At 73.0% G+C, this 23,086-nt stretch carries 21 protein-coding genes and 1 tRNA gene; 16 read left to right on the forward strand and 6 right to left on the reverse strand.

The genetic code is table 11. The features are described 5' to 3' along the window. The 4 genes from gatC to J2S63_RS16360 all read left to right on the forward strand — a co-directional run bounded on the left by gatC (position 1) and on the right by J2S63_RS16360 (position 3,454). A complete protein-coding gene (gatC, locus tag J2S63_RS16345) occupies positions 1-303 on the forward strand; it encodes an Asp-tRNA(Asn)/Glu-tRNA(Gln) amidotransferase subunit GatC (protein WP_310304386.1) in 303 nt (100 codons plus the stop codon). Further along, positions 300-1,808, forward strand: a complete 1,509-nt coding sequence (gatA, locus tag J2S63_RS16350) for an Asp-tRNA(Asn)/Glu-tRNA(Gln) amidotransferase subunit GatA (protein ID WP_310304389.1) — start codon at positions 300-302, stop codon at positions 1,806-1,808. Before gatC ends, gatA begins: the two co-directional genes overlap by 4 nt. After that, positions 1,805-3,298: an Asp-tRNA(Asn)/Glu-tRNA(Gln) amidotransferase subunit GatB gene (gatB, locus tag J2S63_RS16355; protein WP_310304391.1), complete on the forward strand. Its 1,494-nt coding sequence runs from the start codon at positions 1,805-1,807 to the stop codon at positions 3,296-3,298. Before gatA ends, gatB begins: the two co-directional genes overlap by 4 nt. Positions 3,299-3,380: 82 nt before the next feature. Beyond that, a tRNA-Gly gene (locus tag J2S63_RS16360) sits at positions 3,381-3,454 on the forward strand. A gap of 4 nt (positions 3,455-3,458) precedes the next feature. On the opposite strand, the gene J2S63_RS16365 is transcribed toward J2S63_RS16360, so the two are convergent. Continuing rightward, positions 3,459-4,361, reverse strand: coding sequence for a dihydropteroate synthase (locus J2S63_RS16365; protein ID WP_310304394.1), 903 nt, complete (start codon positions 4,359-4,361; stop codon positions 3,459-3,461). 38 nt (positions 4,362-4,399) lie between these two features. Between J2S63_RS16365 and J2S63_RS16370 the strand changes: the two genes are divergently transcribed. Both J2S63_RS16370 and J2S63_RS16375 read left to right on the forward strand, forming a co-directional pair. Beyond that, positions 4,400-5,065, forward strand: a complete 666-nt coding sequence (locus J2S63_RS16370; protein ID WP_310304397.1) for a dihydrofolate reductase family protein — start codon at positions 4,400-4,402, stop codon at positions 5,063-5,065. Beyond that, positions 5,062-6,297, forward strand: coding sequence for an NAD(P)/FAD-dependent oxidoreductase (locus tag J2S63_RS16375; protein WP_310304400.1), 1,236 nt, complete (start codon positions 5,062-5,064; stop codon positions 6,295-6,297). The genes J2S63_RS16370 and J2S63_RS16375 overlap by 4 nt, the downstream gene beginning before the upstream one ends. Here the strand turns inward: J2S63_RS16375 and J2S63_RS16380 are convergent. Both J2S63_RS16380 and J2S63_RS16385 read right to left on the reverse strand, forming a co-directional pair. Further along, the gene (locus J2S63_RS16380; protein ID WP_310304402.1) at positions 6,281-6,946 is read right to left on the reverse strand and encodes an HAD family hydrolase; all 666 of its coding nucleotides are present in this window, start codon (positions 6,944-6,946) and stop codon (positions 6,281-6,283) included. The two genes, J2S63_RS16375 and J2S63_RS16380, sit on opposite strands and share 17 nt — an antisense overlap. 1 nt (position 6,947) lies before the next feature. Beyond that, positions 6,948-7,277, reverse strand: coding sequence for a DUF2530 domain-containing protein (locus J2S63_RS16385; RefSeq protein WP_310304404.1), 330 nt, complete (start codon positions 7,275-7,277; stop codon positions 6,948-6,950). 197 nt (positions 7,278-7,474) lie between these two features. On the opposite strand from J2S63_RS16385, the gene J2S63_RS16390 reads away from it, so the two are divergent. Both J2S63_RS16390 and J2S63_RS16395 read left to right on the forward strand, forming a co-directional pair. Then, entirely contained in the window at positions 7,475-10,681 is a 3,207-nt protein-coding gene (locus tag J2S63_RS16390; RefSeq protein ID WP_310304406.1) for a S8 family serine peptidase, read from the forward strand. Between the two features lie 96 nt (positions 10,682-10,777). After that, positions 10,778-12,250 carry an NCS2 family permease gene (locus J2S63_RS16395; RefSeq protein ID WP_310304409.1) on the forward strand — a complete coding sequence of 491 codons (1,473 nt, stop codon included), beginning with the start codon at positions 10,778-10,780 and terminating at the stop codon, positions 12,248-12,250. 65 nt (positions 12,251-12,315) lie between these two features. On the opposite strand, the gene J2S63_RS16400 is transcribed toward J2S63_RS16395, so the two are convergent. Next, entirely contained in the window at positions 12,316-12,591 is a 276-nt protein-coding gene (locus J2S63_RS16400) for a hypothetical protein (protein WP_310304410.1), read from the reverse strand. 325 nt (positions 12,592-12,916) lie between these two features. On the opposite strand from J2S63_RS16400, the gene J2S63_RS16405 reads away from it, so the two are divergent. Continuing rightward, positions 12,917-13,462 carry a hypothetical protein gene (locus J2S63_RS16405; protein ID WP_310304413.1) on the forward strand — a complete coding sequence of 182 codons (546 nt, stop codon included), beginning with the start codon at positions 12,917-12,919 and terminating at the stop codon, positions 13,460-13,462. On the opposite strand, the gene J2S63_RS16410 is transcribed toward J2S63_RS16405, so the two are convergent. Then, positions 13,423-15,285: a hypothetical protein gene (locus tag J2S63_RS16410; RefSeq protein ID WP_310304415.1), complete on the reverse strand. Its 1,863-nt coding sequence runs from the start codon at positions 15,283-15,285 to the stop codon at positions 13,423-13,425. The two genes, J2S63_RS16405 and J2S63_RS16410, sit on opposite strands and share 40 nt — an antisense overlap. A gap of 128 nt (positions 15,286-15,413) precedes the next feature. Here J2S63_RS16410 and J2S63_RS16415 point away from each other — a divergent pair, with 128 nt between their 5' ends. The 4 genes from J2S63_RS16415 to J2S63_RS16430 are packed head-to-tail and all read left to right on the forward strand — an operon-like array spanning position 15,414 to position 19,415. Beyond that, on the forward strand, positions 15,414-15,866 hold the full coding sequence (locus J2S63_RS16415) for a MarR family winged helix-turn-helix transcriptional regulator (RefSeq protein WP_310304418.1): 453 nt from the start codon (positions 15,414-15,416) through the stop codon (positions 15,864-15,866). Continuing rightward, the gene (locus J2S63_RS16420; RefSeq protein ID WP_310304420.1) at positions 15,863-17,269 is read left to right on the forward strand and encodes an MFS transporter; all 1,407 of its coding nucleotides are present in this window, start codon (positions 15,863-15,865) and stop codon (positions 17,267-17,269) included. The genes J2S63_RS16415 and J2S63_RS16420 overlap by 4 nt, the downstream gene beginning before the upstream one ends. Further along, positions 17,182-18,429 carry an SAM-dependent methyltransferase gene (locus J2S63_RS16425; protein WP_310304422.1) on the forward strand — a complete coding sequence of 416 codons (1,248 nt, stop codon included), beginning with the start codon at positions 17,182-17,184 and terminating at the stop codon, positions 18,427-18,429. The genes J2S63_RS16420 and J2S63_RS16425 overlap by 88 nt, the downstream gene beginning before the upstream one ends. Then, on the forward strand, positions 18,426-19,415 hold the full coding sequence (locus tag J2S63_RS16430; RefSeq protein WP_310304424.1) for a hypothetical protein: 990 nt from the start codon (positions 18,426-18,428) through the stop codon (positions 19,413-19,415). Before J2S63_RS16425 ends, J2S63_RS16430 begins: the two co-directional genes overlap by 4 nt. On the opposite strand, the gene serC is transcribed toward J2S63_RS16430, so the two are convergent. Continuing rightward, positions 19,378-20,499 carry a phosphoserine transaminase gene (serC, locus tag J2S63_RS16435; protein ID WP_310304426.1) on the reverse strand — a complete coding sequence of 374 codons (1,122 nt, stop codon included), beginning with the start codon at positions 20,497-20,499 and terminating at the stop codon, positions 19,378-19,380. The genes J2S63_RS16430 and serC overlap by 38 nt on opposite strands. A 134-nt stretch (positions 20,500-20,633) precedes the next feature. Here serC and J2S63_RS16440 point away from each other — a divergent pair, with 134 nt between their 5' ends. The 3 genes from J2S63_RS16440 (at position 20,634) to J2S63_RS16450 (ending at position 23,079) form a co-directional block, all read left to right on the forward strand. Next, a complete protein-coding gene (locus J2S63_RS16440) occupies positions 20,634-21,023 on the forward strand; it encodes a zinc ribbon domain-containing protein (RefSeq protein ID WP_310304429.1) in 390 nt (129 codons plus the stop codon). Beyond that, positions 21,020-21,526 carry a GNAT family N-acetyltransferase gene (locus tag J2S63_RS16445; RefSeq protein ID WP_310304432.1) on the forward strand — a complete coding sequence of 169 codons (507 nt, stop codon included), beginning with the start codon at positions 21,020-21,022 and terminating at the stop codon, positions 21,524-21,526. Before J2S63_RS16440 ends, J2S63_RS16445 begins: the two co-directional genes overlap by 4 nt. 62 nt (positions 21,527-21,588) lie before the next feature. Further along, the gene (locus tag J2S63_RS16450) at positions 21,589-23,079 is read left to right on the forward strand and encodes an ABC transporter substrate-binding protein (protein WP_310304435.1); all 1,491 of its coding nucleotides are present in this window, start codon (positions 21,589-21,591) and stop codon (positions 23,077-23,079) included. The last annotated feature ends 7 nt before the right edge of the window (positions 23,080-23,086 follow it).

Consider the following 23,086-nt stretch of genomic DNA (forward strand, 5'->3'; position numbering starts at 1 on the left):
ATGCCCGACATCACCCGCGACGACGTCGCGCACCTGGCGGGGCTCGCTCGGATCCAGCTGGACGACGCCGAGCTGGACCGCCTGGCGGCCGAGCTGCCCAAGATCCTCGACTCGGTCGCGACCGTGACCCAGGCGCTCGAGGGCGCCGGCGACGTGACGCCCATGAGCCACCCCACGCCGCTGACCAACGTCTTCCGCGAGGACGTGGTCCGCCCGAGCCTGTCGCCCGAGGACGCCCTGGCCGCCGCTCCGGCCAGCGAGGAGCAGCGCTTCCTGGTGCCCAAGATCCTGGGGGAAGAATGAGCCTCACCGACCTCACGGACCTCACCGCCGCCGAGGCCTCCGAGCGCCTCGCCTCCGGCGACCTCAGCTCCCGCGACCTCACGCAGGCCCACCTCGACGCGATCGCCGCGCACGACGAGACGATCCACGCCTTCCTCCACGTCGACCCCGAGGGCGCGCTCGCCGCGGCCGACGAGGTCGACCGGCGCCGCTCCGCCGGTGACGCGCTCGGCCCGCTGGCCGGCGTACCCATCGCGGTCAAGGACCTGCTCTGCACGGTGGGCCAGCCGACCACCTGCGGCTCGCGCATCCTCGAGGGCTGGGTGCCGCCGTACGACGCGACCGTGGTCACCCGCCTGCGCGAGGCCGGCCTGCCGATCCTCGGCAAGACCAACCTCGACGAGTTCGCGATGGGCTCCTCGACCGAGCACTCCGCCTACGGCCCGACCCGCAACCCGTGGGACACCGAGCGCACGCCCGGTGGCTCCGGCGGCGGCTCGGCCGCGGCCGTCGCCGCGCGGCTCGCCCCGCTCGCGGTCGGCACCGACACCGGCGGCTCGATCCGCCAGCCCGGCGCCCTGACCGGCACGGTCGGCGTGAAGCCGACCTACGGCGGGGTGTCGCGCTACGGCATCGTCGCGATGGCCTCCTCGCTCGACCAGGCCGGCCCGGTCACCCGCACCGTCCTCGACGCCGCCCTCCTGCACGAGGTGATCGGCGGCCACGACCCGATGGACTCCACCTCGATCGACGCCCCGGTCCCCGGTGTGGTCGAGGCGGCGCGGCGCGGTCACGCCGACGGCGTCGCGGGCCTGCGCATCGGCGTGGTCCGCGAGCTCGGCGGCGAGGGCTTCCAGACCGGTGTGCAGCAGCGCTTCGACGAGGCCGTCGAGCTGCTCACCAAGGCGGGCGCCGAGGTGGTCGAGGTGTCCTGCCCGAGCTTCACCCAGGCGCTGGCGACCTACTACCTGGTCATGCCGAGCGAGGTCTCGTCCAACCTCGCGCGCTTCGACGCGATGCGCTACGGCCTGCGGGTCAGCCCCGACGGCGTCGCCGACCCCAGCGCCGAGCAGGTGATGGCCGCGACCCGTGACGCCGGCTTCGGCGACGAGGTCAAGCGCCGCATCATCCTGGGCACCTACGCCCTGTCCAGCGGCTACTACGACGCCTACTACGGCTCGGCGCAGAAGGTCCGGGCGCTCGTCGCCCGCGACTTCGACAACGCTTTCGCGCAGGCCGACGTGCTGGTCTCCCCGACCTCGCCGACCACGGCGTTCAAGATGGGGGAGAAGCTCGACGATCCGCTGGCGATGTACCTCCAGGACGTCGCCACCATCCCCGCCAACCTCGCCGGCGTCCCGGGCATCTCGCTGCCCGCGGGCCTGGCCGAGGACGGCCTGCCGGTGGGCGTGCAGTTCCTCGCGCCGCTGCAGGCCGACGACCGGCTCTACCACGCGGCCGCCGCGCTCGAGCGGATGCTGCTCGAGCAGTGGGGAGCGCCCCTGACTCCCGGAGGTGTCGCATGACTGCCACGCTCGTCCCGTTCGAGGAGGCGATCGAGCGCTACGACATCGTCATGGGCCTCGAGGTCCACGTCGAGCTCAACACCGCCACCAAGATGTTCTGCGGCTGCCCCGCGGTCTTCGGCGGCGAGCCCAACACCCACGTCTGCCCGGTCTGCCTCGGCCTGCCCGGCGCGCTGCCGGTGGTCAACGGCAAGGCGGTCGAGTCCGCGATCCGCATCGGGCTCGCGCTCAACTGCGAGATCGCCGAGTGGTGCCGGTTCGCGCGCAAGAACTACTTCTACCCGGACATGCCGAAGAACTTCCAGACCTCGCAGTACGACGAGCCGATCGCCTTCGAGGGCTTCATGGACGTCGAGGTCGAGGGCGAGACCTACCGCATCGAGATCGAGCGGGCCCACATGGAGGAGGACACCGGCAAGTCGACCCACATGGGTGGCGCGACCGGTCGCATCCACGGGGCGGACTACTCCCTGCTCGACTACAACCGTGCGGGCATCCCGCTGATCGAAATTGTCACCAAGACAATCGAGGTCCCGTCGCACCTTGCCCCTGCGGTGGCGCGCGCCTACGTCACCCAGCTGCGTGACCTGGTGCTCGCGCTCGGGGTCTCCGACGCCCGCATGGACCAGGGCTCGCTGCGGTGTGACGTCAACCTGTCCCTCAAGCCCACCGGCTCGTCCACCTTCGGCACCCGGTCGGAGACCAAGAACGTCAACTCCTTCCGCTCCGTCGAGCGGGCGGCACGCTACGAGGCGACCCGTCACGCGGGCCTGCTCGACGCGGGTGAGCGCGTGGTCCAGGAGACGCGTCACTTCCACGAGGACACCGGCACCACGAGCCCGGGCCGCGAGAAGTCCGACGCCGAGGACTACCGCTACTTCCCCGAGCCCGATCTCGCGCCCGTGGCGCCGAGCCGCGAGTGGGTCGAGGAGCTCCGCGCGACGCTGCCCGAGCCGCCGGCCGAGCGGCGTCGCCGTCTGCAGGCCGACTGGGGCTTCTCCGACCTCGAGATGCGCGACACCGTCGGTGCCGGCGCGCTCGAGCTGGTGGCGCAGACCGTCGAGGCGGGCGCGAGCCCCCAGTCAGCGCGCAAGTGGTGGCTCTCCGAGCTCGCTCGCCGGGCCAACGAGCAGGGCGTCGAGCTGGCCGAGCTGGCGATCACGCCGGCCCAGGTCGCCCGCATCCAGGCGCTGGTCGACGAGGGCACGGTCAACGACAAGCTGGCCCGCCAGGTCTTCGAGGGTGTCCTCGCCGGTGAGGGCGACCCCGACGCCGTCGTGCAGGCTCGCGGCCTGGCCGTGGTCAGCGACGACGGCGCGCTCTCCGCGGCGGTCGACCGCGCGATCGAGGCCAACCCCGACGTCGCCGACAAGATCCGCGACGGCAAGGTCGCGGCCGCCGGCGCGCTCATCGGCTCGGTGATGAAGGAGATGCGCGGCCAGGCCGACGCGGCGAAGGTCCGCGAGCTGATCCTGTCCAAGCTCACCTGACCCGGTCGGCGCGTTCGCCCGCGGGCGGACGCGCCGGTGCGACATACTTCCCGGGTGACCGGCGCCGCGAGGTGCCGGGCTCGCGGACGTGGTGTAGTTGCAGCGCGCTTCTCTTCCAGAGAAGAGGTCGAGGTTCAAATCCTCGCGTCCGCTCCAGTCTTCAGAGGGACAGCGCGTCCATCGCGCCGAGGACCGCCCGCACGTGGGCGACCTCGTGCACGCGGTAGAGGTGCGCGCCGCCCAGCGCGGCGAGGACCGCGAAGAAGCCCTCGGCCTTGCGGTACTCCGCACCGAACAGGTCGAAACTGTGCGGCAGGGAGTGGCACAGCGGCGCGCCGAGCGGACGTAGCCGGAACGTCTGGGCGAGCATCCGTGCCTGCCATCCCGCGCGCTCGGCGGGGGTGGTCAGGTTGGCGTAGGTGAACCCGAGCCCGGGGTCGAGCACGACCTCGCGCACCCCCACCGAGCGGGCGTGCTCGAGGCGGGGACCGAAGTGGTCGAGCAGCGCCGGCAGCGCGTCGTCCCCGGCGGGCGCCGACGACGCCGACTCGCGGACGTCGGCCTCCTCGCCGAAGCACATCACCACCGTGGCGCCGTGGTCGGCGGCCAGCCGCAGCATGGTCTCCTCGTCGCGCCGCCCGGTCAGGTTGAGCACGCGCGCGCCGGCCTTGAGGCAGGTCTCGACGACCTCGGGGTGGTAGGTCTCCACCGAGACCACGACGTCGTCGGCGAGCGCAGCGACCACCTCGCCGAGCACGGCGCTCTGCTCCTCGGCCCCGACGCGTCGGGCGTGCGGTCCGCTGGACTCGGCGCCGACGTCGATCACGTGGGCGCCCTGGGCGGCGAGCACCCGGCCCATGCGGACGGCGGTCTCGGCGTCGACCGCCACGCTGTCCTTGTAGGTCGAGTCGCGGGAGAGGTTGACGCACCCCATGAGGGCGGGGGAGCCGTCGCCGATCACGACGTCGTCGCGCGGTCCGGCGACCGTCACAGGCGTCACCGGAGCGGCCAGCGCGTCGGCGTAGCGGTCGTGGAGGGAGGCCAGGTCGGCCAGGGAGATCACGCCCGGAAGTCTAGGGAGCCGCGTGCAAGACTGACCGCGTGACCGACGTCCTCGCCCTGGCGGACCTGTCCGACGAGCAGCTGCGCGAGGTGTACGCCGCCCCGCGACGACCCTGGACACGCGTGCTCTTCGTGGCCACCGTCGACGGGGCGACCCAGGGCGCCGACGGCCTCAGCAAGAGCATCAGCAACGACGCCGACCAGCGGGTGTTCCAGACGCTGCGCGACCTCGCCGACGTGATCGTGGTGGGGGCCGGGACGGTGCGCGAGGAGGCCTACGAGCCCAACCCCAAGCCCCTGGTCGTCGTGTCCCGGTCGGGCCGCGTCCCCGAGTCCCTGCAGGCCGGAGACCTCTCCCAGGTCTTCCTCGCGACCGGCTCCGACGCCGAGGCGATGGACCAGGCGCGCGAGCTCCTCGGTGACCGCGTGCTGGTGCTCGGCAAGGAGGGCCCCGAGCTGTCGCAGCTGCGCGACGCCCTCGTCGGGCGCGGCTTCACCGACCTCCTCTGCGAGGGCGGCCCGAGCCTGGCCGGCGACCTGTGGGCACAGGGACTCGCCGACGAGCTCGCGCTCACCGTCGTGCCCCGCATCGTGGGCGGCGAGCACCGGCGGCCCGTCCAGGGCGCCGACTCCGACGTGGAGCTGCGTCTCGCCTCCCTGCTGACCGCCGGCGACACCCTGGTGCAGCGGTGGGTGGTGGCATGACGGAGGAGCACGAGGTCGTCGTCGTCGGCGCCGGTCTCGCCGGCCTCGTCTGCGCCCGCGAGATCGCCGGCGCCGGCCGCGACGTGCTGGTGCTCGAGGCCTCCGACGGCGTCGGCGGACGCATCCGCACCGACCGGGTGGACGGCTTCCTGGTCGACCGGGGGTTCCAGGTGCTCAACACCGGCTACCCCGCGCTGACCGACAACCTCGACCTCGACGCCCTCGACCTGTGCCGTCTCGACGACGCGGTCGACGTGCGCCGCGGAGGCACGATGCACACCGTCACCAACCCGCTCGCGCAGCCGGCCGGGCTCCCGGGACTGGTCTCCACCGACCTCCTCCCGCTGGGCCAGAAGCTCCGGCTCGGGGCGTACGTCGCCCAGTGCGCCGCGCTGCCCGTCCCGCGGCTGCTCGCCCGCGACGACGTGCCGGCCCGGGAGGCCTGGCGCCAGGCCGGGCTGACCACGCGCACCCTCGACGTGGTGCTCAAGCCGTTCTTCGCGGGGCTGGCCCTCGAGCCCGAGCTGAAGACCTCACGACGCTTCGTCGACCTGATGATCCGCATGTTCGCCCGCGGTCGCTCGACCGTGCCCGCCCGGGGGATGCAGGCGATGCCCGAGCAGGTCGCGGCGGCGCTGCCGGCGGACGCGGTCCGGCTGTCGTGCAAGGTCGACGCCGCCGACGCGACCGGGGTCCGGACGCCCGGCGGCCGGATCAATGCCCGCGCCGTCGTCGTCGCCACCGACCACTGGACGGCGCACGAGCTCGTCCCCGACCTCGGACCCGTCCGCGGGGCCGGTGGCGTCACCACCTGGTGGCACCGCACCCCGGTGTGGGAGGGCCAGCGGGGCCGGCTGGTCACCGACGCCGACGGGTCGCCCGTCGCCAACACGGTCGTGATGTCGGCGGCCGCGCCGTCCTACGCCCCGCCCGGCGCCGGGCTGGTCGCGACGTCGGTGATCCACCGTCGCGGGCAGAAGCTGCCCGACGACCGGCGCGTGCGCGAGCTGGCCACCCAGCTGCACGGGCAGCCCGACGAGGGTTGGGAGCTGGTGGCCCGCCACGACGTGCCGCGCGCGCTGCCGCTGATGATGCCGCCGCACGACTTCCGTCGCCCGGTGCGGGTCGGCACGGTCTTCGTCTGCGGCGACCACCGCGACACCAGCTCCATCCAGGGGACGCTGGTCTCCGGCCGGCGCACGGCCGCTGCCGTGCTCACCCGGCTGCGCTGAGCACCTTCTCCACCAGGTCGACGGTCAGGTCCGAGACGTCCTCGACCACCGCGTCGGCCCCGGCCAGCTCGCCCTCGCCGAAGCCCCCGGTGAGCACCGCGATGCACGGGATGCCGGCGCGGTGCGCCGACTCCACGTCGTACGGCGTGTCCCCGACGAGCAGCGCGCGCTCGCCCCCGTGGTCCTCGCGGACCCGGGTCCACGTCGTCTCGACCAGCTCGGGGTCGGGCTTGGACTCCTCGGCGTCGCTGCTCGTGGTGAGCTCGGTGACCACGTCGGCGAGGCCCAGGTCGTCGACCGCCTTCTCGGCGAACCGGCGCTCGCCCGAGGAGGCCAGCGCGACGACGTAGCCCTCGTCGACCAGCCGGCGCACGGCGTCGGCAGCCCCGGGCACGGGCCGCACGCGGTCGGCGACCTCGGCGTACTCCTCGGCCCACGCGTCGCGCAGCGCGTCGCCCTCCGACTCCTCGACCTCGTCGCCGGCCGCGGCCGCGACGAGGCGGTCACCGCCCATGCCGATCAGCCGGTGCAGGCGGTTGACGGTGAGGTCGTGGCCGTGCCGGGTGAAGGCGCGGTGCCAGCACATGGCGTGGTGGTAGGTCGAGTCGACCAGGGTCCCGTCGATGTCGAACAGCAGGACGTCGGGCATGTCAGCCCTCCTCAGGACCTCGGGATGACGCGCCCTCCTGGAGGTGACGGGCGCGCCGGGTGCAGTAGACGAATCCGAATACCCCCAGACCCAGCCCCGCGAAACACGTCCACAGCCACCACAGCCGGTCGGTCTCGCGCATCCAGTCGAGCTGGAACACCAGGAGGTAGAGCGTGGCGCCGAGGAACCCGGCCGTCCCGACCCCCACGGTCCGCAGGCCGGTGACGTCGAGGGGCTGGATCGGCGCCTCGACCACCTCGCCGCGGGTCATGCGCGCCTTGATCGGCTGCGCGACCGGGCCCGGGGCGGGCTCCTGCTCGGGGGAGTGCACGGTCAGAACCTACCGGGCGGTCGCGTCGGGTCCGGGTCACGCTCCACCGCCGGGGTGAACCTGAGAGATGCCTGACCACCTGGGGTCCTTGGTCCCTGTCGCGGGCCGGGCCACCGGCGGTAGAACGGCCGAGCCACGCCATCCCCCGGCGCGGCACCCGCCGCCGTCGCCCCGCGGCCCGTCCTGGAGGACCCACCATGTCCCAGGCCCACCGCTCCACCATCTCCGGGCTCGCCGCCCTCAGCCTCGGGCTCGCGGGCCTCGCGGCCGTCGCCGTCACGGCCGTCCCGGCCGCCGCGGCGCCCAACGGGAACGGTCACGGTCTGGGCAAGCACGACCGCGAGCTGCTCGCCGACGCGGTCGCGAGCGGCGACCGGACCGTCACGCTGCTCATCGCCAGCCGGCCCGGTGCCAACCGGACGGTGGTCAGCGGGATCACCGGCCTCGGTGCCACCGTCGCCAAGCGCGACGACGACGTGGGCTACCTGCGGGCCGTCGTACCGACCGGCAAGGCGGAGCAGGCCGCCCGCCTCGCCGGCGTGCAGGCGGCGGACCTCGACGAGGTCGTGCCGCTCGACGACCCGGCGCCGGGTGGCTCGCAGGCACCCACCCCCCAGACACCTCCCTCGGCCTCGACGCCGAACGACAACCCCTACCTGCCGATCGGCGACACGGGTGCCTCGCAGTTCATGGCGGCGCACCCGACCTGGGACGGCCGCGGCACCACGATCGGCATCCTCGACACCGGCGTCGACCTTGACCACCCCGCGCTGCGGACCACCACCACGGGGCTGCCCAAGGTCACCGACTGGGTCACCTACACCGACCCGTTCGCCGACGACGACCCCACCTGGGTGTCGATGGCCGACCAGGTCAGCGGGTCGTCCTTCACCTACCAGACGGTGACCTACACCGCGCCCGCCGCGGCGTCCTACCGCATCGGTCTGTTCAACGAGCGTGACCCGCGCCTGGGAGGGGAGGTCGGCAGCGACGTCAACCGCGACGGCAACCCGACCGGCAGCAGCGGCCTCTTCGCCGTGCTGTGGAACACCGCGACCAACAACGTCTACGTCGACACCGACCAGGACCGGTCGTTCGCCGACGAGCAGGCCATGACCGACTTCCGGGTGCGCCGCGACATCGGGCACTTCGGCAAGGACGCCCCGGACACGGACGTCCACGAGACGATGCCGTTCGTCGTCCAGACCGACGGCAAGGACAAGGTCGTCAACATCGGCATCGTGTCGGGCGAGCACGGCACGCACGTCGCCGGCATCGCGGCCGGCAACGGCCTGTTCGGCGGGGCGATGACCGGCGCGGCCCCGGGTGCGCAGGTCAAGTCCGTGCGCGTCTGCATGTTCATCGCCGGGTGCACCGCGCACGCGCTCGTCGAGGGCATGATCTGGGTGGTCAAGCAGGGCAACGTCGACGTGGTCAACATGTCGATCGGCGGCCTGCCGGCGCTCAACGACGGCAACAACACCCGTGCGGTGCTCTACAACCGGCTCGTCGACCAGTACGACGCCCAGATCTTCATCTCGGCCGGCAACAACGGCGCCGGCCTCAACACCGTGGGCGACCCGGCGGTCGCGAGCAAGGTCGTGGCCAGCGGTGCCTACGCCTCCCAGGAGTCGTGGCAGAAGAACTACGGCTCCGACTCCGACCTCGCGGACACGATCCAGGGCTACTCCTCGCGAGGGCCGCGCGAGGACGGTGGCTTCAAGCCGGAGGTCCTGGCGCCGGGCTCGGCGGTCTCGACCACCCCGATGTGGCAGCCGGGCGGACCGGTGGCGGGGACCTACGACCTGCCGGCCGGCTACGGCATGCTCAACGGCACCTCGATGGCCTCGCCGCAGAGCGCGGGTGCCGGTGCGCTGCTGGTCAGCGCGGCCAAGCAGGCCGGCGTGCAGTCCAAGCCCGCGCAGCTGCGCCAGGCGCTGTTCTCGTCGGCGCGCTTCCTCCCGGACTACGGCGCCTACGAGCAGGGCAACGGCCTGATCGACGTCGGCGCCGCGTGGGACGTGCTGAAGAAGACCGTCAAGCCGGTGAGCATCACCTCGTCGGTCGCGGTGCACTCGGTCCTGTCCGGGTTCCTGGCCACGCCGGGCACCGGCGTCGGGATCTTCGACCGTGAGGGCGTGAAGGCGGGCGACTCCTACACCCGCACCTACACCTTCACCCGCACCAGCGGCGGCGCCAAGGCGATCACCTACGCCGCGAGCTGGGTCGGCAACGACGGCACGTTCAGCGGCCCGGCCTCGGTGTCGCTCCCGCTCAACACGCCCACGACGTACGCCGTCACCGTGCACCCGCAGAGCGCCGGCGCGCACTCGGCGATCCTGAATCTCGACGACCCCGCTACCCCAGGAGTCGACGAGCAGACGCTCAACACGGTCGTCGCGGCGGAGAGCTTCACCGCCGCCAACGGCTACTCGATCACCCACGCCGGCACGATCGGCCGCAACCGCACCACGTCGTACTTCTTCGACGTGCCGGCCGGGACGCCCGCGTTCAAGGTCGACCTGACCGGCGGCGGCAGCACCCCGGGGGCCGGGCAGATCCGCTTCCTGCGGTTCCACCCCTACGGCCTGGGGCTCGAGGACAACTCCAGCCTGAGCTGCTACAACCCGTCATCGGGGAGCTGCTCGGGGTCGCCGACCTCGCGGACGACGTCCAACCCGCAGGCCGGGGTGTGGGAGGTCGTGGTGGAGGCCCGCCGCACCTCCGACGTGGCGGAGGCGCCCTACAGCCTGACCGCGTCGATCCTCGGCGCGTCGGTCTCGCCGAGCACCGACACGATCGCCTCGGCCACGCTGGGTGTCCCGGTCGCCCGCAGCTACACGCTGACCAACCTGTTCGGCACCTTCACGGGCCGCGCGGTCGGGACCACGCTGGGCAGCGCCAGGTCGGCCACGCCGACGATCACCACCGGTGTCCTGCAGCAGCGCCTGGTCGACGTGTCCGCCGGCTCCACCAGCCTCCGGGCGACGATCGGCGGGACGTCGGACCCGGGTGCCGACCTCGACCTCTACGTCTACAACTGCACCACCGGCACCTGCCTGCTCGCCGGGCAGTCGGCGGACGGGGACTCCGAGGAGTCGGTGACGATCGCCAACCCGGCCGCGGGTGCGTGGGTCACGCTCGTCGACGGCTACGCCGTGCCGTCGGGCTCCACGACCTTCGGCTACACCGACGTCTTCACCAACCCCGCCTTCGGGTCGGTCTCGGTGACGGACGCCAACGCCTCCCGGCCGGCCGGGTCGTCGTGGACGGCGCCCGGGACGGTCACGGCCGCCGCCGCGCCCGCCGCGGGCCGGGTGCTCCTGGGCAACGTCCAGGTGCGCACGGACGGCAACGTCCTGGTGGGCTCCGGCGACGTGGTGGTGCAGTCGGTCACTCCCTGAGACCAGGACGACGGACGACGCCGTTGTGGGACGGCGTCGTCCCACGTTCTAAGGTGCTCCCGTCATCCAGGGCGAACAGACGGGAATCCCCACAGCGTGGACACGTTCTTCAAGATCACCGAGCGCGGCTCGACGGTCGGCCGTGAGGTCAGGGGTGGCATCGTCACCTTCTTCACGATGGCCTACATCATCGTGCTCAACCCGCTCATCATCGGCACGCAGACCGACGGCGCGGGCAAGTTCCTCGGCGGGGGCGACGCGCCCAACATCCCGCTGGTCGCGCTGGCGACGGCGGTGGTGGCCGGCGTCATGACGATCCTCATGGGGGTCGTCGCGCGCTACCCGCTCGCCCTGGCCACCGGCCTGGGCCTCAACGCCTTCGTGACGTTCTCGATCGCCAAGGTCTACACCTGGAACCAGGCGATGACCTTCGTGTTCCTCGAGGGTGTGATCATCCTCGTCCTGGTGCTCACCGGCTTCCGGACCGCGGTGTTCAGGACCGTCCCGGCCTCGCTCAAGACCGCCATCAGCGTCGGCATCGGCCTCTTCATCGCGCTGATCGGCCTGGTCGACGCGGGCTTCGTGCGCCGGACCGGCGCCGGACCGGTGCCGGTCGAGCTCGGCATCGGCGGCCTGCTCGACGGCTGGCCGACGCTGGTCTTCGTCGTCGGCCTGTTCCTCGTCATCGCGCTCTACTCGCGCGGCGTCAAGGGCGCGATCCTGATCTCGATCATCGCCACCACCGTGCTGGCGATCGTCGTCGAGGCGGTCGCCAAGGTCGGCCCCACGTTCATCTCGCCGGAGAAGTCCAACCCCGAGGGCTGGAACCTCAACGTCCCCAAGCTCCCGAGCGACGTGGTCACCTCGCCGTTCAACAAGCTCGACGACCTGTGGCACCTGTCGATCTTCGACGACGTCGGCAAGCTCGGCGACACCATCGGGGGGTACGACGCCGCGGCGTTCATCGCGATCGCCCTGCTGATCTTCACCCTGCTGCTGGCCGACTTCTTCGACACGATGGGCACGATGACCGCGATCGGCGCCGAGGCCGGGCTGCTCGACGCCCAGGGCATCCCGCCCAAGAGCGAGGCGATCCTGATCGTCGACTCCCTCGCGGCCGCGGCCGGTGGTGCCGCGTCGGTGTCCTCCAACACCTCCTACATCGAGTCGGCCTCGGGTGTCGGCGAGGGGGCGCGCACGGGCCTGGCCTCGGTGGTCACGGGCGTGATGTTCCTGCTCGCCACGATCTTCACGCCGCTGGTCGAGATCATCCCCAACGAGGCGGCCACCCCGGCGCTGGTGCTGGTCGGCTTCCTGATGATGACCCAGGTCAAGAACATCGACTGGGAGGACCTCGAGATCGCGATCCCGGCGTTCCTGACGATCGTGCTGATGCCGTTCACCTACAACATCACCGTCGGCATCGGCGCGGGCTTCATCGCCCACGTCGTCGTCAAGCTGGTCCACGGCAAGGCCCGCGAGATCGCCCCGCTGATGTGGGTGGTCGCGGCGATGTTCGTGGTCTACTTCGCGATCGCGCCGATCCGCCAGCTGCTCGGCGTCGGCTGACCCCCGCACGACGACAGGAGGGGACCCCCGGGCGGGGGTCCCCTCCTGTGCGTCCGGTCAGCCGGTCAGCTCTTCTTGCCCCCACCCGGGTGGGTGCCGTTCTCGGAGCAGTACGTCTCGACGCTCTGGTTCGCCGCAGCGGCGGCGGCCTCGAGGCCCTGGAACGGCGGTGCCTGGTGCTTGTGGTCCTGGCCGGTCTGCGAGCCGGCGAAGTACGCCGTGCACAGGCCGAAGGTGTTGTGCCCGTTGGGGCCGGGCTCGCCGGCGGAGGCGAAGCCGACGGCGCCGAAGCTCAGGGCGAGGGTGGTGACCGCAGTGGCCGCGAGGGTGGGGACCCGCATGGTGGTTGCCTTTCGAGGAGTCCTGCTGTGGTGTGGGGGGCGGAGTAGTCTCGGCCCGCCGCCGACCCTCAAGGACTGTTCCGTGAGACCCCGCACCGTTCCGACACTGCTCCTCGTGGCCCTCCTCCTGCCCGGCTGCGCCGTGGGGGAGGAGCCGACCTCCTCGTCGGAGACCGGACTCCACCCGCGGATGACGCCGGAGAAGCGGAAGGCGGGACACCCCCACCCGGGCCGGAGGTCCGGCAAGGGGCGTTCCGACCACCAGAACGACCGGCCGAAGCGGCGGGTTACGCCCCCGGCGGCAAAACCTGAGAAGTCGTCAGCAATGGACGCGTCACCTACCTCGACCGCCCGCTCGGAGCCGACGGCCCAGCCGACCGTCCGCGCACCGGCGGGCCCGCCGAGCGCCTCGGTGCGCGACCGCACGGGGGACGCGCGTGGTGTCGGCGTGCCGGCGTACGCCGACCTGACCGGCGCCTCGCTGCGCCGCGACGGTGACCGGTTCACCCTCCGGGCCGGCGCCGCGGCGGACTTCCCGACCTCCTCCGAGGAGGTCGAGCACGTGATCCTCTTCGCCGACACCGACGGGGACGGCCAGGTCGACTACGAGATCTGGGCGACGCTCGCCGACGACGGCTGGAGCGGCACCTGGCGCTACCCCGACGGGGCGAGGTTCGGCTCGGGCAGCGGGGTCGACGTCCAGCCCCGGGGCCGCGACCTGGTCGTCGGCTTCGACGCCTCGCGACTCGGTGGGGCGTCGTCGTTCCGCTGGCTCGTCGGTGCCGAGCAGGGCACCGCCGAGCAGCAGTCGACCGGGACGCTGTCGGAGGACTACGCCCCGGACTCGGGTGCGGTGCGCTTCCCGGGCTGAGCCCGGTGGTGCTCGGCCGGGTGGCCCCGGTGCGCGGGACCGGCGCGGTCGTGCCGGGCCCGGTGCACGGGCCGCGCGTGCGGCGGCCGGGCCCTGCGCGTCGCCCGGGCGGCGGACCGGGCGTCCACCCCGTCGCTGACCAGGCCGGGGGCCTCACCCGCGACCCACACGCGCATCTGCCCGCGGGGATGGGTCACCACCGAGGCCGTGCCGTCGGACGTGGTGACCCCGCGCGCCAGCAGGACCGGAGGGGCGCCCTTGCGCTGGCCCCACCAGGTGACCGGCAGGCCGACCACCGGGGCGCCGCCGGGCAGACGGAGCGTCGAGGACAGCGCCACGGTGCCCCACGGCCCACGCGTGGTGGTCGGGCGGGTGAAGGCGGGCGCGGCGGTGAGCGTGACGGGCGCCTCGGCGCTCGCGGTGCGGCCGTCGGCCTGCACCGCGGTCACCTGCACCGTCCGCACCGAGCCGGCCGTGCCCACGGCGCACAGCAGACGGGCCTGCGCCTGCTGGGTCCCGCTCGGGGTGATGGTGCAACCGTCGGGGGCCCGCCAGCGGTGGGTGCCGCCGCCCGGGCCGAACGTCGAGCGCACCCGCAGCTCGAGGGGGAGGCCGGCGGGCACCGAGGCGGGGGAGGGCAGGACGGCGTCGATGGTCGGAGCGGCCGGCTCGGTCACCGCGGCGAGGTAGCCGGTGCGCAGGCCGTACTGGTCGAGCCGGTCGACCCCGACGCTCATCCGCAGCGCCGAGCCGGTCTCGCAGACCACCTGGATGCTCGGGCCGTCGGAGGCCCCGAGGACGCGGCACTGGCCCCCGTTGGCGACGTCCCAGGAGTAGCGGAGCCCGGGCCGGTCGACGGAGTCGGTCACCCGCGCGGTGAGGGTGACCGGCGTCCCGGCCGGGATCGAGGTCGGCCCGTCGATGCTCAGGCCGGTCAGCGTGTTGGGGGCGATCGAGGGTCCGGTGGTGAGGAACACCGAGTCGGCGACGTTCCAGTGGGTCGCGAGGTAGGACCTGGGTGCCGGCGTGGCCGTCGAGTAGTAGTCGTCGTGGCCGCAGTCGAGCAGCATCGGCCGGTCCGGCACGCAGGAGTCGGCACCGGTGCTGCCGGCTCCGTCACCGTCCCGGACGCACATCAGGTCGCCCGCCGTGGTGCAGTGCCCGTCGGAGGTCGCGTGCGGGGCGTCGGGCTGCACCGCGCCGAGCACGTGGACCAGCGCGTGGGCCAGGCGGGTCGGCGTGGTGCGACCGTCGTCGCTGTAGCAGCTGACGACCAGCCGCGCGGGCCCCGGATCGGTCGTGCCGGTGCCGACGGGCGCCTGCGAGCACCAGCCCTCGGTGCCCGGCAGCGAGGACCAGGGGAGGAAGACCGCGTAGCGGCGGTCGTCGCGGGTCAGGTCGAGCGCGGCGAGCGCCGTGTCGAGCGCGCCGGGGTCGGAGAAGTAGTCGTGGGTCGGGATCGTGCGGTGGGACACGGTCGGCGCGCACTGCGCGTCGGTCGCCCAGCGCACGCGCCGCGCCGTGCCGGGTGACGGGGTGGAGGCGGCGAGGGCGTCGTCGGTGCGGGCGGCCTGCTCGCGGATGCGCGCGACCAGCGCGGGGGAGTACGACGTGTCGCCCTCCTGGGTGACGACGACGAGCTGGACGCGCGGCCCGGACTGGCCGTCGTCGACGCACGCGCTGCTGGCGTGACCGACGAGCTCGCCGGCAGGCGGCGCCTCGGTCGCCGCGGTGCGGTGGGGCTGGGCGGTCGCGGCGACGCCCCCCAGGGTGCCGAGCGCGAGGGCGGCGACGGACGTGCCGACGACAGCAGCGAGGCGCATGTGTGATTCCCCCGATTCACGAATGGGCTTGTGGCCGCCGCCACTGTACGACGGGGCACGCGAGCCGGGCACCTCCGAACGGCCGATGGTGATTTTTGTTAGCAAAGGTAATGACCTAGACTAAGGACATGCCTGCTGCTGTCGAGACCCGCAACGTGTCCCCGGCGCTGGCGTCCTCACTCCGCGTGGCGATCGCCCGGGTCAACCGCCGTCTGCGCGCCGAGCGCCTCCACGGCGCCGAGGTGAGCCTCGGCCAGATCGGGGTCATCGCGCGCCTGCACTGCGACGGTGACCAGACCATCGGGTGGCTCGCGGAGTCCGAGGGCGTCAAGCCGCCGTCGATGACCCGCACCATCGCCTCCCTCGAGGCGCTCGGCCTGGTCCGGCGCCGTCCGCACCCCAGCGACGGACGCCAGGTCCTGGTCACCCTGACCCCCGAGGGCAAGGACACCCTCCTGGCCGACCGCCGCCGACGTGACGTCTGGCTGGCGCGGGCCCTGGCCGACCTGACCCCTGAGGAGCGCTCGACGCTCGCCGCCGCGGCGCCGGTGCTGGAGAAGCTCGCCGGGAGCCGCCGGTGAGCCCGACGTTCCGCAGCCTGGCCCACCGCGACTACCGGCGCTACGCCACCGGCGGGTTCGTCTCCAACGTCGGCACCTGGATGCAGCGGGTCGCCCAGGACTGGCTGGTGCTGGTCGTCACGGGCGGCAGCGCCTCCGCGCTGGGCATCACCACCGGCCTCCAGTTCCTGCCGATCCTGCTCTTCTCGGCGTACGCCGGGGCGCTGGCCGACCGCTTCCCCAAGCGCACGATGCTGATGATCACCCAGGCCTCGATGGCCGTGCCCGCGGCCGTGCTGGGGGTCCTGGCGCTGACCGGCTCGGTGCAGGTGTGGCACATCTACGCCATCGCGTTCTCCTTCGGCATCGCCACCGCGTTCGACGCCCCTGTGCGGCAGTCGTTCGTCAGCGAGATGGTGGGACCGGACGACCTGGCCAACGCGGTGAGCCTCAACTCGGTGTCGTTCAACGCCGGTCGCATCGTCGGGCCCGCGGTCGCCGGCCTGATGATCGCCGCGCTCGGCTCCGGGGAGTGGGCGACCGGGGTGGTCATCCTCGTCAACGCCGTCTCCTACCTCGCCGTGCTCACCGCGCTGCTGGGCGTGCGGGCCGGCCGCCGTGATCCCGCGCGGGACCGCAACGCGCCCAAGGGCCGCATCCGCGACGCGGTCGCCTACCTCCGCACGCGTCCCGACCTGATCCTGGTCATCTGCGTCATGGGGTTCACCGGCACCTTCGGCCTCAACTTCCAGATGACCTCGGCGCTCATGGCGACCCAGGTGTTCGACAAGGGCGCGGGGGAGTACGGCATCCTCGGCACCACGATGGCCTTCGGCTCGATCGCCGGCTCACTGATCGCAGCCCGCCGCGAGCGGCCGACGGTGCGGCTCGTCGTGGTCGCCGCGGTCGTGTTCGGCTCGATCGAGGTCGTCTTCGGGCTCATGCCGACCTACGCCACCTTCATGCTGATGACCCCCCTGATCGGCATCACCGCGATGACCACGATCACCTCGGCCAACGCGGTCACCCAGCTCACCGCGCCCGCCCACCTGCGCGGGCGGATCATGGCGATCTACCTGATGGTCTTCATGGGCGGCACCCCGCTCGGCTCGCCGCTGATCGGCTGGCTCGCCGACCAGTTCGGCGCGCGCTGGTCGCTGATCGGCGGCGGCATCGGCACCCTGGTCGGCACGCTGGGCGTGCTCGCCCTCCTGGTGGCCCGGCACGGCAAGGACGCTCTCTACAATCCTGTGGGTGAACCCCCGCTATCGACGCCTGGTGATCCCGGGCGCACTGGTCCTGCTGATCGTGATCGTGCTGGTCAGCGCCCTGACCCGTGGGTGAGCGACCCGGCGGACACCACCGACCCGGCGGCAGCGGTGCCGAGGCAGGTGCCGGTGCCGGCGCGGCGGAGGTCCGCCTAGCCCTCCTCGACGACAGCGACGCCACGGGCCTGCACCGGGCGGTCGCGTCGGGCAGGCAGCGGGGCCGCGAGCCGCGGTGGCGGCGGGTCGAGCTGAGGTACGTCGACCTCAAGGCCGGCCGCCGCCTCCAGGTCACGGCGTACGACGACACGCAGGCGTTCACCAGCAACCACGACGCCGGGTCGGCCCCGGGCGCGGTGGACGAGCTGCTCGCCGAGGGCTTCTCCAGCTGGCACGTGGAGTCGGTGACCGGGACCCTGCAGGCGCGGGTGACCAAGAAGGGACGGCTGCTCGTGCACCGCAGCGGCGCGGCCGCGCCGGCGCCCGACCGCAGCCACGACCGGACCAAGCAGCGGCTGCTCCCCGAGGACGACCCGGTGCTGCGTGAGCTCGGCATCACCGACGCCCAGGGACGGGTCAAGCCGAGCCGGCAGGCGAAGTACCGCCAGGTCGAGGAGCTCCTGCGCGCCCTGGACGCGGCGTTGAAGGACGCCACCGCGGCCGGGGCGGTCCGGACCCCGACCCCCGACGACCCGCTGCGGGTGGTGGACCTGGGCTGCGGCAACGCCTACCTCACCTTCACCGCCCACCGCTACCTCACCTCGGTGCTGGGGATCCCGGTCCGCACGACCGGCGTCGACGTCAAGGCGCAGTCCCGCGAGCACAACACCGCTGTCGCCGAGCGCCTCGGGCTGGGCGACGTCACCTTCGTGCAGGCCGGCATCGACGGGTGGACCCCGCACCAGCGGCCCGACGTCGTCCTCGCGCTGCACGCCTGCGACACCGCCACCGACGACGCCCTCGCCCAGGCGGTCCGGTGGGAGGCGCCCCTGGTGCTCGCCGCCCCCTGCTGCCACCACGACCTCTCGGCACAGCTGCGGGAGGTGACCCCGCCGCCCGGGGGTGCCGCCCTGCTGCGCGACGGCATCCTGCGGGAACGCTTCGCCGACACCCTCACCGACGCGGTCCGGGCGCTGCTGCTGCGCACCCGGGGCTACCGCGTCGACGTCGTCGAGTTCGTCGACAGCGCCCACACGCCGCGCAACACGCTGCTGCGCGCGGTCCGCACGGGCGCGAGCGGCGCCGAGGCGCAGGCCGAGCTCGACACCCTGCTGGGCCAGTGGCCGGTGCGACCGGCGCTGGCGGAGCGGCTGCGGTGATCGCGCTCGCCCTCTCGCTGGCCCTCGCCGGCCCGACGCTGACCGACGACCTGTTCACCCTCCACGACCCCGCGATCACGGAGTCAAGCGCGGTCGTCGAGGTCGGCCGGGGACCCGACCACCGCGTGCTGACGATCAACGACTCCGGTGACGGCCCGGTCGTCTACGTGCTCGACCCGCGCACCGGCCGCACGGTCGGCCGCTCGTCGTACGACGGCGACGCGGTCGACGTGGAGGCGCTCGCGCCCGGCCTCGGCGGCGAGGTGTGGGTGGGCGACATCGGCGACAACGGCGCGGTGCGGGCCGACGTGCAGCTCTACCGCCTCCCGGCGCTGAAGGACGGCGACCGCGAGGTGCCCTCGACGCGCTACGACCTGGTCTACCGCGGCGGCGCGCGCGACGCCGAGACCCTGCTGGTGCAGCCGCGCACGGGCCGGGTCTTCGTGGTGAGCAAGTCGTTCTTCGGCGGCAAGGTCTACGCCGCGCCGCGGGACCTGCGCGCGGACCGCCCCAACCAGCTGGTGCCGGTCGGGCCGGCCCCGGCCGTGGTCACCGACGGGGCGTTCTTCCCCGACGGGCGGCACGTGGTCCTGCGCGACTACTCCCGCGCTTACGTCCTCGACACCACGCGCCTGCCCTGGCGACGCGTCGACAGCTTCGAGCTGCCCGACCAGCCCCAGGGCGAGGGCGTCGCCGTACGCCGCGGCGGCAGGTCGCTGCTGGTCTCCACCGAGGGTGAGGCTCAGCCCGTGCAGGTCGTGCCGGTCCCGGCCCGCGTGCTGGCCGAGCTCGAGCCGCCGACGCCGACCTCCACGCCGCAGGTCCGCGACGAGGAGCAGCCCAGCCGGCTCGAGGCCCTCACCCAGGACGGCGCCGTGCCGTGGACCCTGGTCGGCGGGATCGTCGGCGTCTGCGCCCTCCTGGGGCTCGGGTTCCGGCTGCGTCGGGTCAGAGCTGCCCGACGACGTAGTCGATCGACGCGGTGAGCGCCTCGACGTCGGCGGGGTCGATCGCGGGGTACATCGCGATGCGCAGCTGGTTGCGGCCGAGCTTGCGGTAGGGCTCGGTGTCGACCACTCCGTTGGCGCGCAGCACCTTGGCGACCCGGGCGGCGTCGATCGACTCGTCGAAGTCGATGGTGCCGATCACCAGCGAGCGGTCGGCCGGGTCGGTGACGTAGGGGGTGGTCCACGACGTGCGCTCCGCCCAGCCGTAGAGCGTCTCGGAGCTCTGCGTGGTGCGGTCGACCATGCCCTTGAGGCCGCCCTGGGCGTTCATCCAGTCCAGCTGCTCGGCCATGAGGAACAGCGTCGCCACCGACGGGGTGTTGTAGGTCTGGTTCTTGAGCGAGTTGTCGATCGCGGTCGGCAGGTCGAAGAACGCGGGGATCCAGCGCCCGGACGCGTCGATCTCGGCGGCCCGGTCGAGCGCGGCGGGGGACATCACCGCGAGCCAGAGGCCGCCGTCGGAGGCGAAGCACTTCTGGGGGGCGAAGTAGTAGGCGTCGACCTCGTTCAGGTCGACCGGCAGACCGCCCGCACCCGAGGTCGCGTCGACCAGGACGAGCGCGCCCTCGTCGGCGCCCTGGACCCGCTGCACCGGGGCCATCACGGCGGTGGAGGTCTCGTTGTGGGCCCAGGCGTAGGCGTCGACGCCTGCCTCGGCGACCGGGTCGGGCCGGCTGCCCGGCTCGCTGCTGATCACCGACGGGTCGGCGAGGAACGGCGCCTGCTGGGCGGCCTTGGCGAACTTGGAGCTGAACTCGCCGAAGGTCAGGTGCTGGCTCTTCTCCCGGACCAGGCCGAAGGTCGCGATGTCCCAGAACGCCGTCGCGCCGCCGTTGCCGAGCACGACCTCGTAGCCCTCGGGCAGCGAGAACAGCTCGGCGAGTCCCTCACGCACGCGGCCGACGGTGTCGCGCACCGGCGCCTGCCGGTGGCTGGTGCCCATGAGAGACGTGCCGGTGGCGGCGAGCGCGTCGAGCGCGCCGGTGCCGACCTTGGACGGGCCGGCGCCGAAGCGGCCGTCGGCGGGCAGGAGGTCGGCGGGGATGGTGATGGCGTCGGACACGGGTCCTTCTCTCGCTGGGGACGTGGAGGGCACTGGGTGCGGGGCCTGACGACGCTGTCAGCACGTGCGCGGCGAGCCGCTCGTGGGCTGTCTATTGTGGCATCCCCGACCGCCGTCCCCAGGAGCCCGTCCACGTGACCACGACCCCGTCGGCCCCGTCCTCCGGGGAGGACCGCAGGCGCGCGATCTCGCGAGTGGCCGGTCTCGTGCTGGTCGCCCTCGGGGTGCTGGCGGTCGGCGCGGCCGTGGTGGACCTCGTCGGTGGCTTCGACCGCACCGTCGCCGTCGTCCCGGTGGAGGGGCTGCCCGACCGGGTCGCGGTCGACAACGGGCCCGGTCTGCTGTGGCTGGCCTTCCTCGGCATCCCGATGGTCCTCGTCGGCGGCGCGGGGCTCCTCTACGGCTACCTCGGCCCACCGCCGACCACCCCGCTCGAGCCCGGCACCTGCCGGGCCTGCGGGCGCCACAACGGCCCCGAGGCCACGTTCTGCGACAGCTGCGGCTCCCGGCTGGTCGCCGCGTGAGCGTGCGCGTCGAGGAGACGGCGTACGACGACCCGCGCGTGCAGCGCCTGGTCGAGGCGGTCCAGGCGGAGTACGTCGAGCGCTACGGCAGCCCCGACGACAGCCCCATGGAGGCCGGCGCGTTCGCGCCGCCCCGGGGCCGGTTCTTCGTCGCGCTCGCCGGTGACGAGCCGGTCGCGATGGGCGGGTGGCGCCTGCGTCCCGACCTGGTCGACCTCGGGGGCTCGCGCGCCGCGGAGGTCAAGCGGATGTACGTCGCCCCGGCCGCCCGCCGCAGCGGCCTGGCCCGGCTGGTCCTGCGCCGGCTGGAGGACTCCGCCCGCGAGGACGGTTGTGACCTGCTGGTCCTCGAGACCGGGCTCATGCAGCCGGAGGCGATCGAGCTCTACGAGTCCTCGGGCTACGTCCCGGTCACGCCGTTCGGCCACTACAAGGACTCGCCGCTCTCGCGCTACTTCGGCCGGCGTCTGGTCGACTGGTCCGGACCTGAACCTAAACCGTGACCTCGTTCACATTGGCTCGTTGACGGCCCTGGAACACGTTCTAGTCACCAGGAGCGGTCGTCGTGAGAGCTCGTCGTCCCCGCTGGGTCGCGCCCGTCGTCGTCGGGCTGACCCTGTCCCTCGCCGGGTCCCTCGCCGCCTGCGGGTCCCAGCTGGACCCCGACACCGTCCGGGCGGCCAACGGCGGTGGCGCGGGGGTCGCCGGCGACGGCCGGCTGGGTGGCGACGCCGGCGCGGCCGGGACCACCGGCACGACGGGTGACTCGGGGGCCGCGGTCGGCGACGCCGGTGGGGGCGCGGCCGGCGCCGCCGGGCCCGCGGGCGGCGGGACCACAGGGAGCGGGACGGGCGGGACCAGTCGCGGCGGCAGCGCCGCGGCCGGCGAGGACCCGCCCCCGGTGGCGGCGCCCAAGGGCGTCAGCTGCGACGGGTTCAAGAACGGTCCCGGCATCACCGACAAGACGATCACCCTCGCCAACGTCTCCGACCTCAGCGGTCCCGTGCCCGGCCTCTTCCAGCCGGCGTACGACGGCGCCAAGGCGTTCATCTCCTACTTCAACGCCACCTCCGACATCTGCGGGCGCAAGCTGCAGCTGCAGAGCTACGACAGCCGCACCGACGCCGGGGGCGACCAGCAGGGCTACGCCAAGGCGTGCGACAGCGCGTTCGCGGCGGTCGGCTCGATGAGCGCCTTCGACTCCGGGGGCGCCCAGACCGCCCAGTCCTGCGGACTCCCCGACATCCGTGCCGCCGCCGTCACCGCGGCCCGGGCCGCCTGCTCGACCTGCTACGGCGCGTCGTCGGTCAACGCGGCCACGTTCGAGAACGCGGTCCCCGACTACGTGCTGAAGAACTACAAGGCGGCCGGCCAGAAGGCCGCGATGATCTACCTCAACGCCGGAGCGGCCGCCGAGAACGGCAAGGGCCAGGTCAACGCGATGACCCGACGCGGGATGAAGTTCGTCTACGTGCAGGGCGTCGACGTCTCGGAGTTCAACTACGCGCCGTTCGTGCAGAAGCTCAAGGAGAAGGGCGCGCGCTACGTCCAGGCGCTCGGCTCCTACCAGCACGGCGTCAAGCTCGCCCAGGCCATGCAGCAGGCCGGCTACAAGCCCGACCTCTTCATGATGGACGTCGTCGCCTACGACCCCGGGTTCGTCCAGTCCGGCGGCTCCGCGGTCGAGGGCACGACGGCGTTCATCAACTTCGTGCCGTTCGAGCAGGCCGGCTCGAACAACGAGATGGGCCTCTACCTGAAGTACCTCCAGCAGGTCTCACCCGGCGCCAAGCCCAATTTCTTCGGCGTCTTCGGCTGGTCCGCCGCGCGACTGTTCGTCACCGAGGCGGTGTCCCTCGGCGGGCGGCTCAGCCGCCAGACCCTGCTCGACAAGGTCCGCGGGGTCGACAAGTGGACCGCCAACGGCATGCACGCACCGCAGTACGTCGGCTCCAAGCAGACCGCCGACTGCTGGCGGTTCCTCCAGCTGAGCAAGGGTCGTTGGGTCCCCAGGACCAACGGCTACCTCTGCAACGGCGTCTCGTCGTCGAAGTGAGGCCGTG

This window comes from Nocardioides marmoribigeumensis, assembly GCF_031458325.1.
GTDB lineage: Bacteria > Actinomycetota > Actinomycetes > Propionibacteriales > Nocardioidaceae > Marmoricola_A > Marmoricola_A marmoribigeumensis.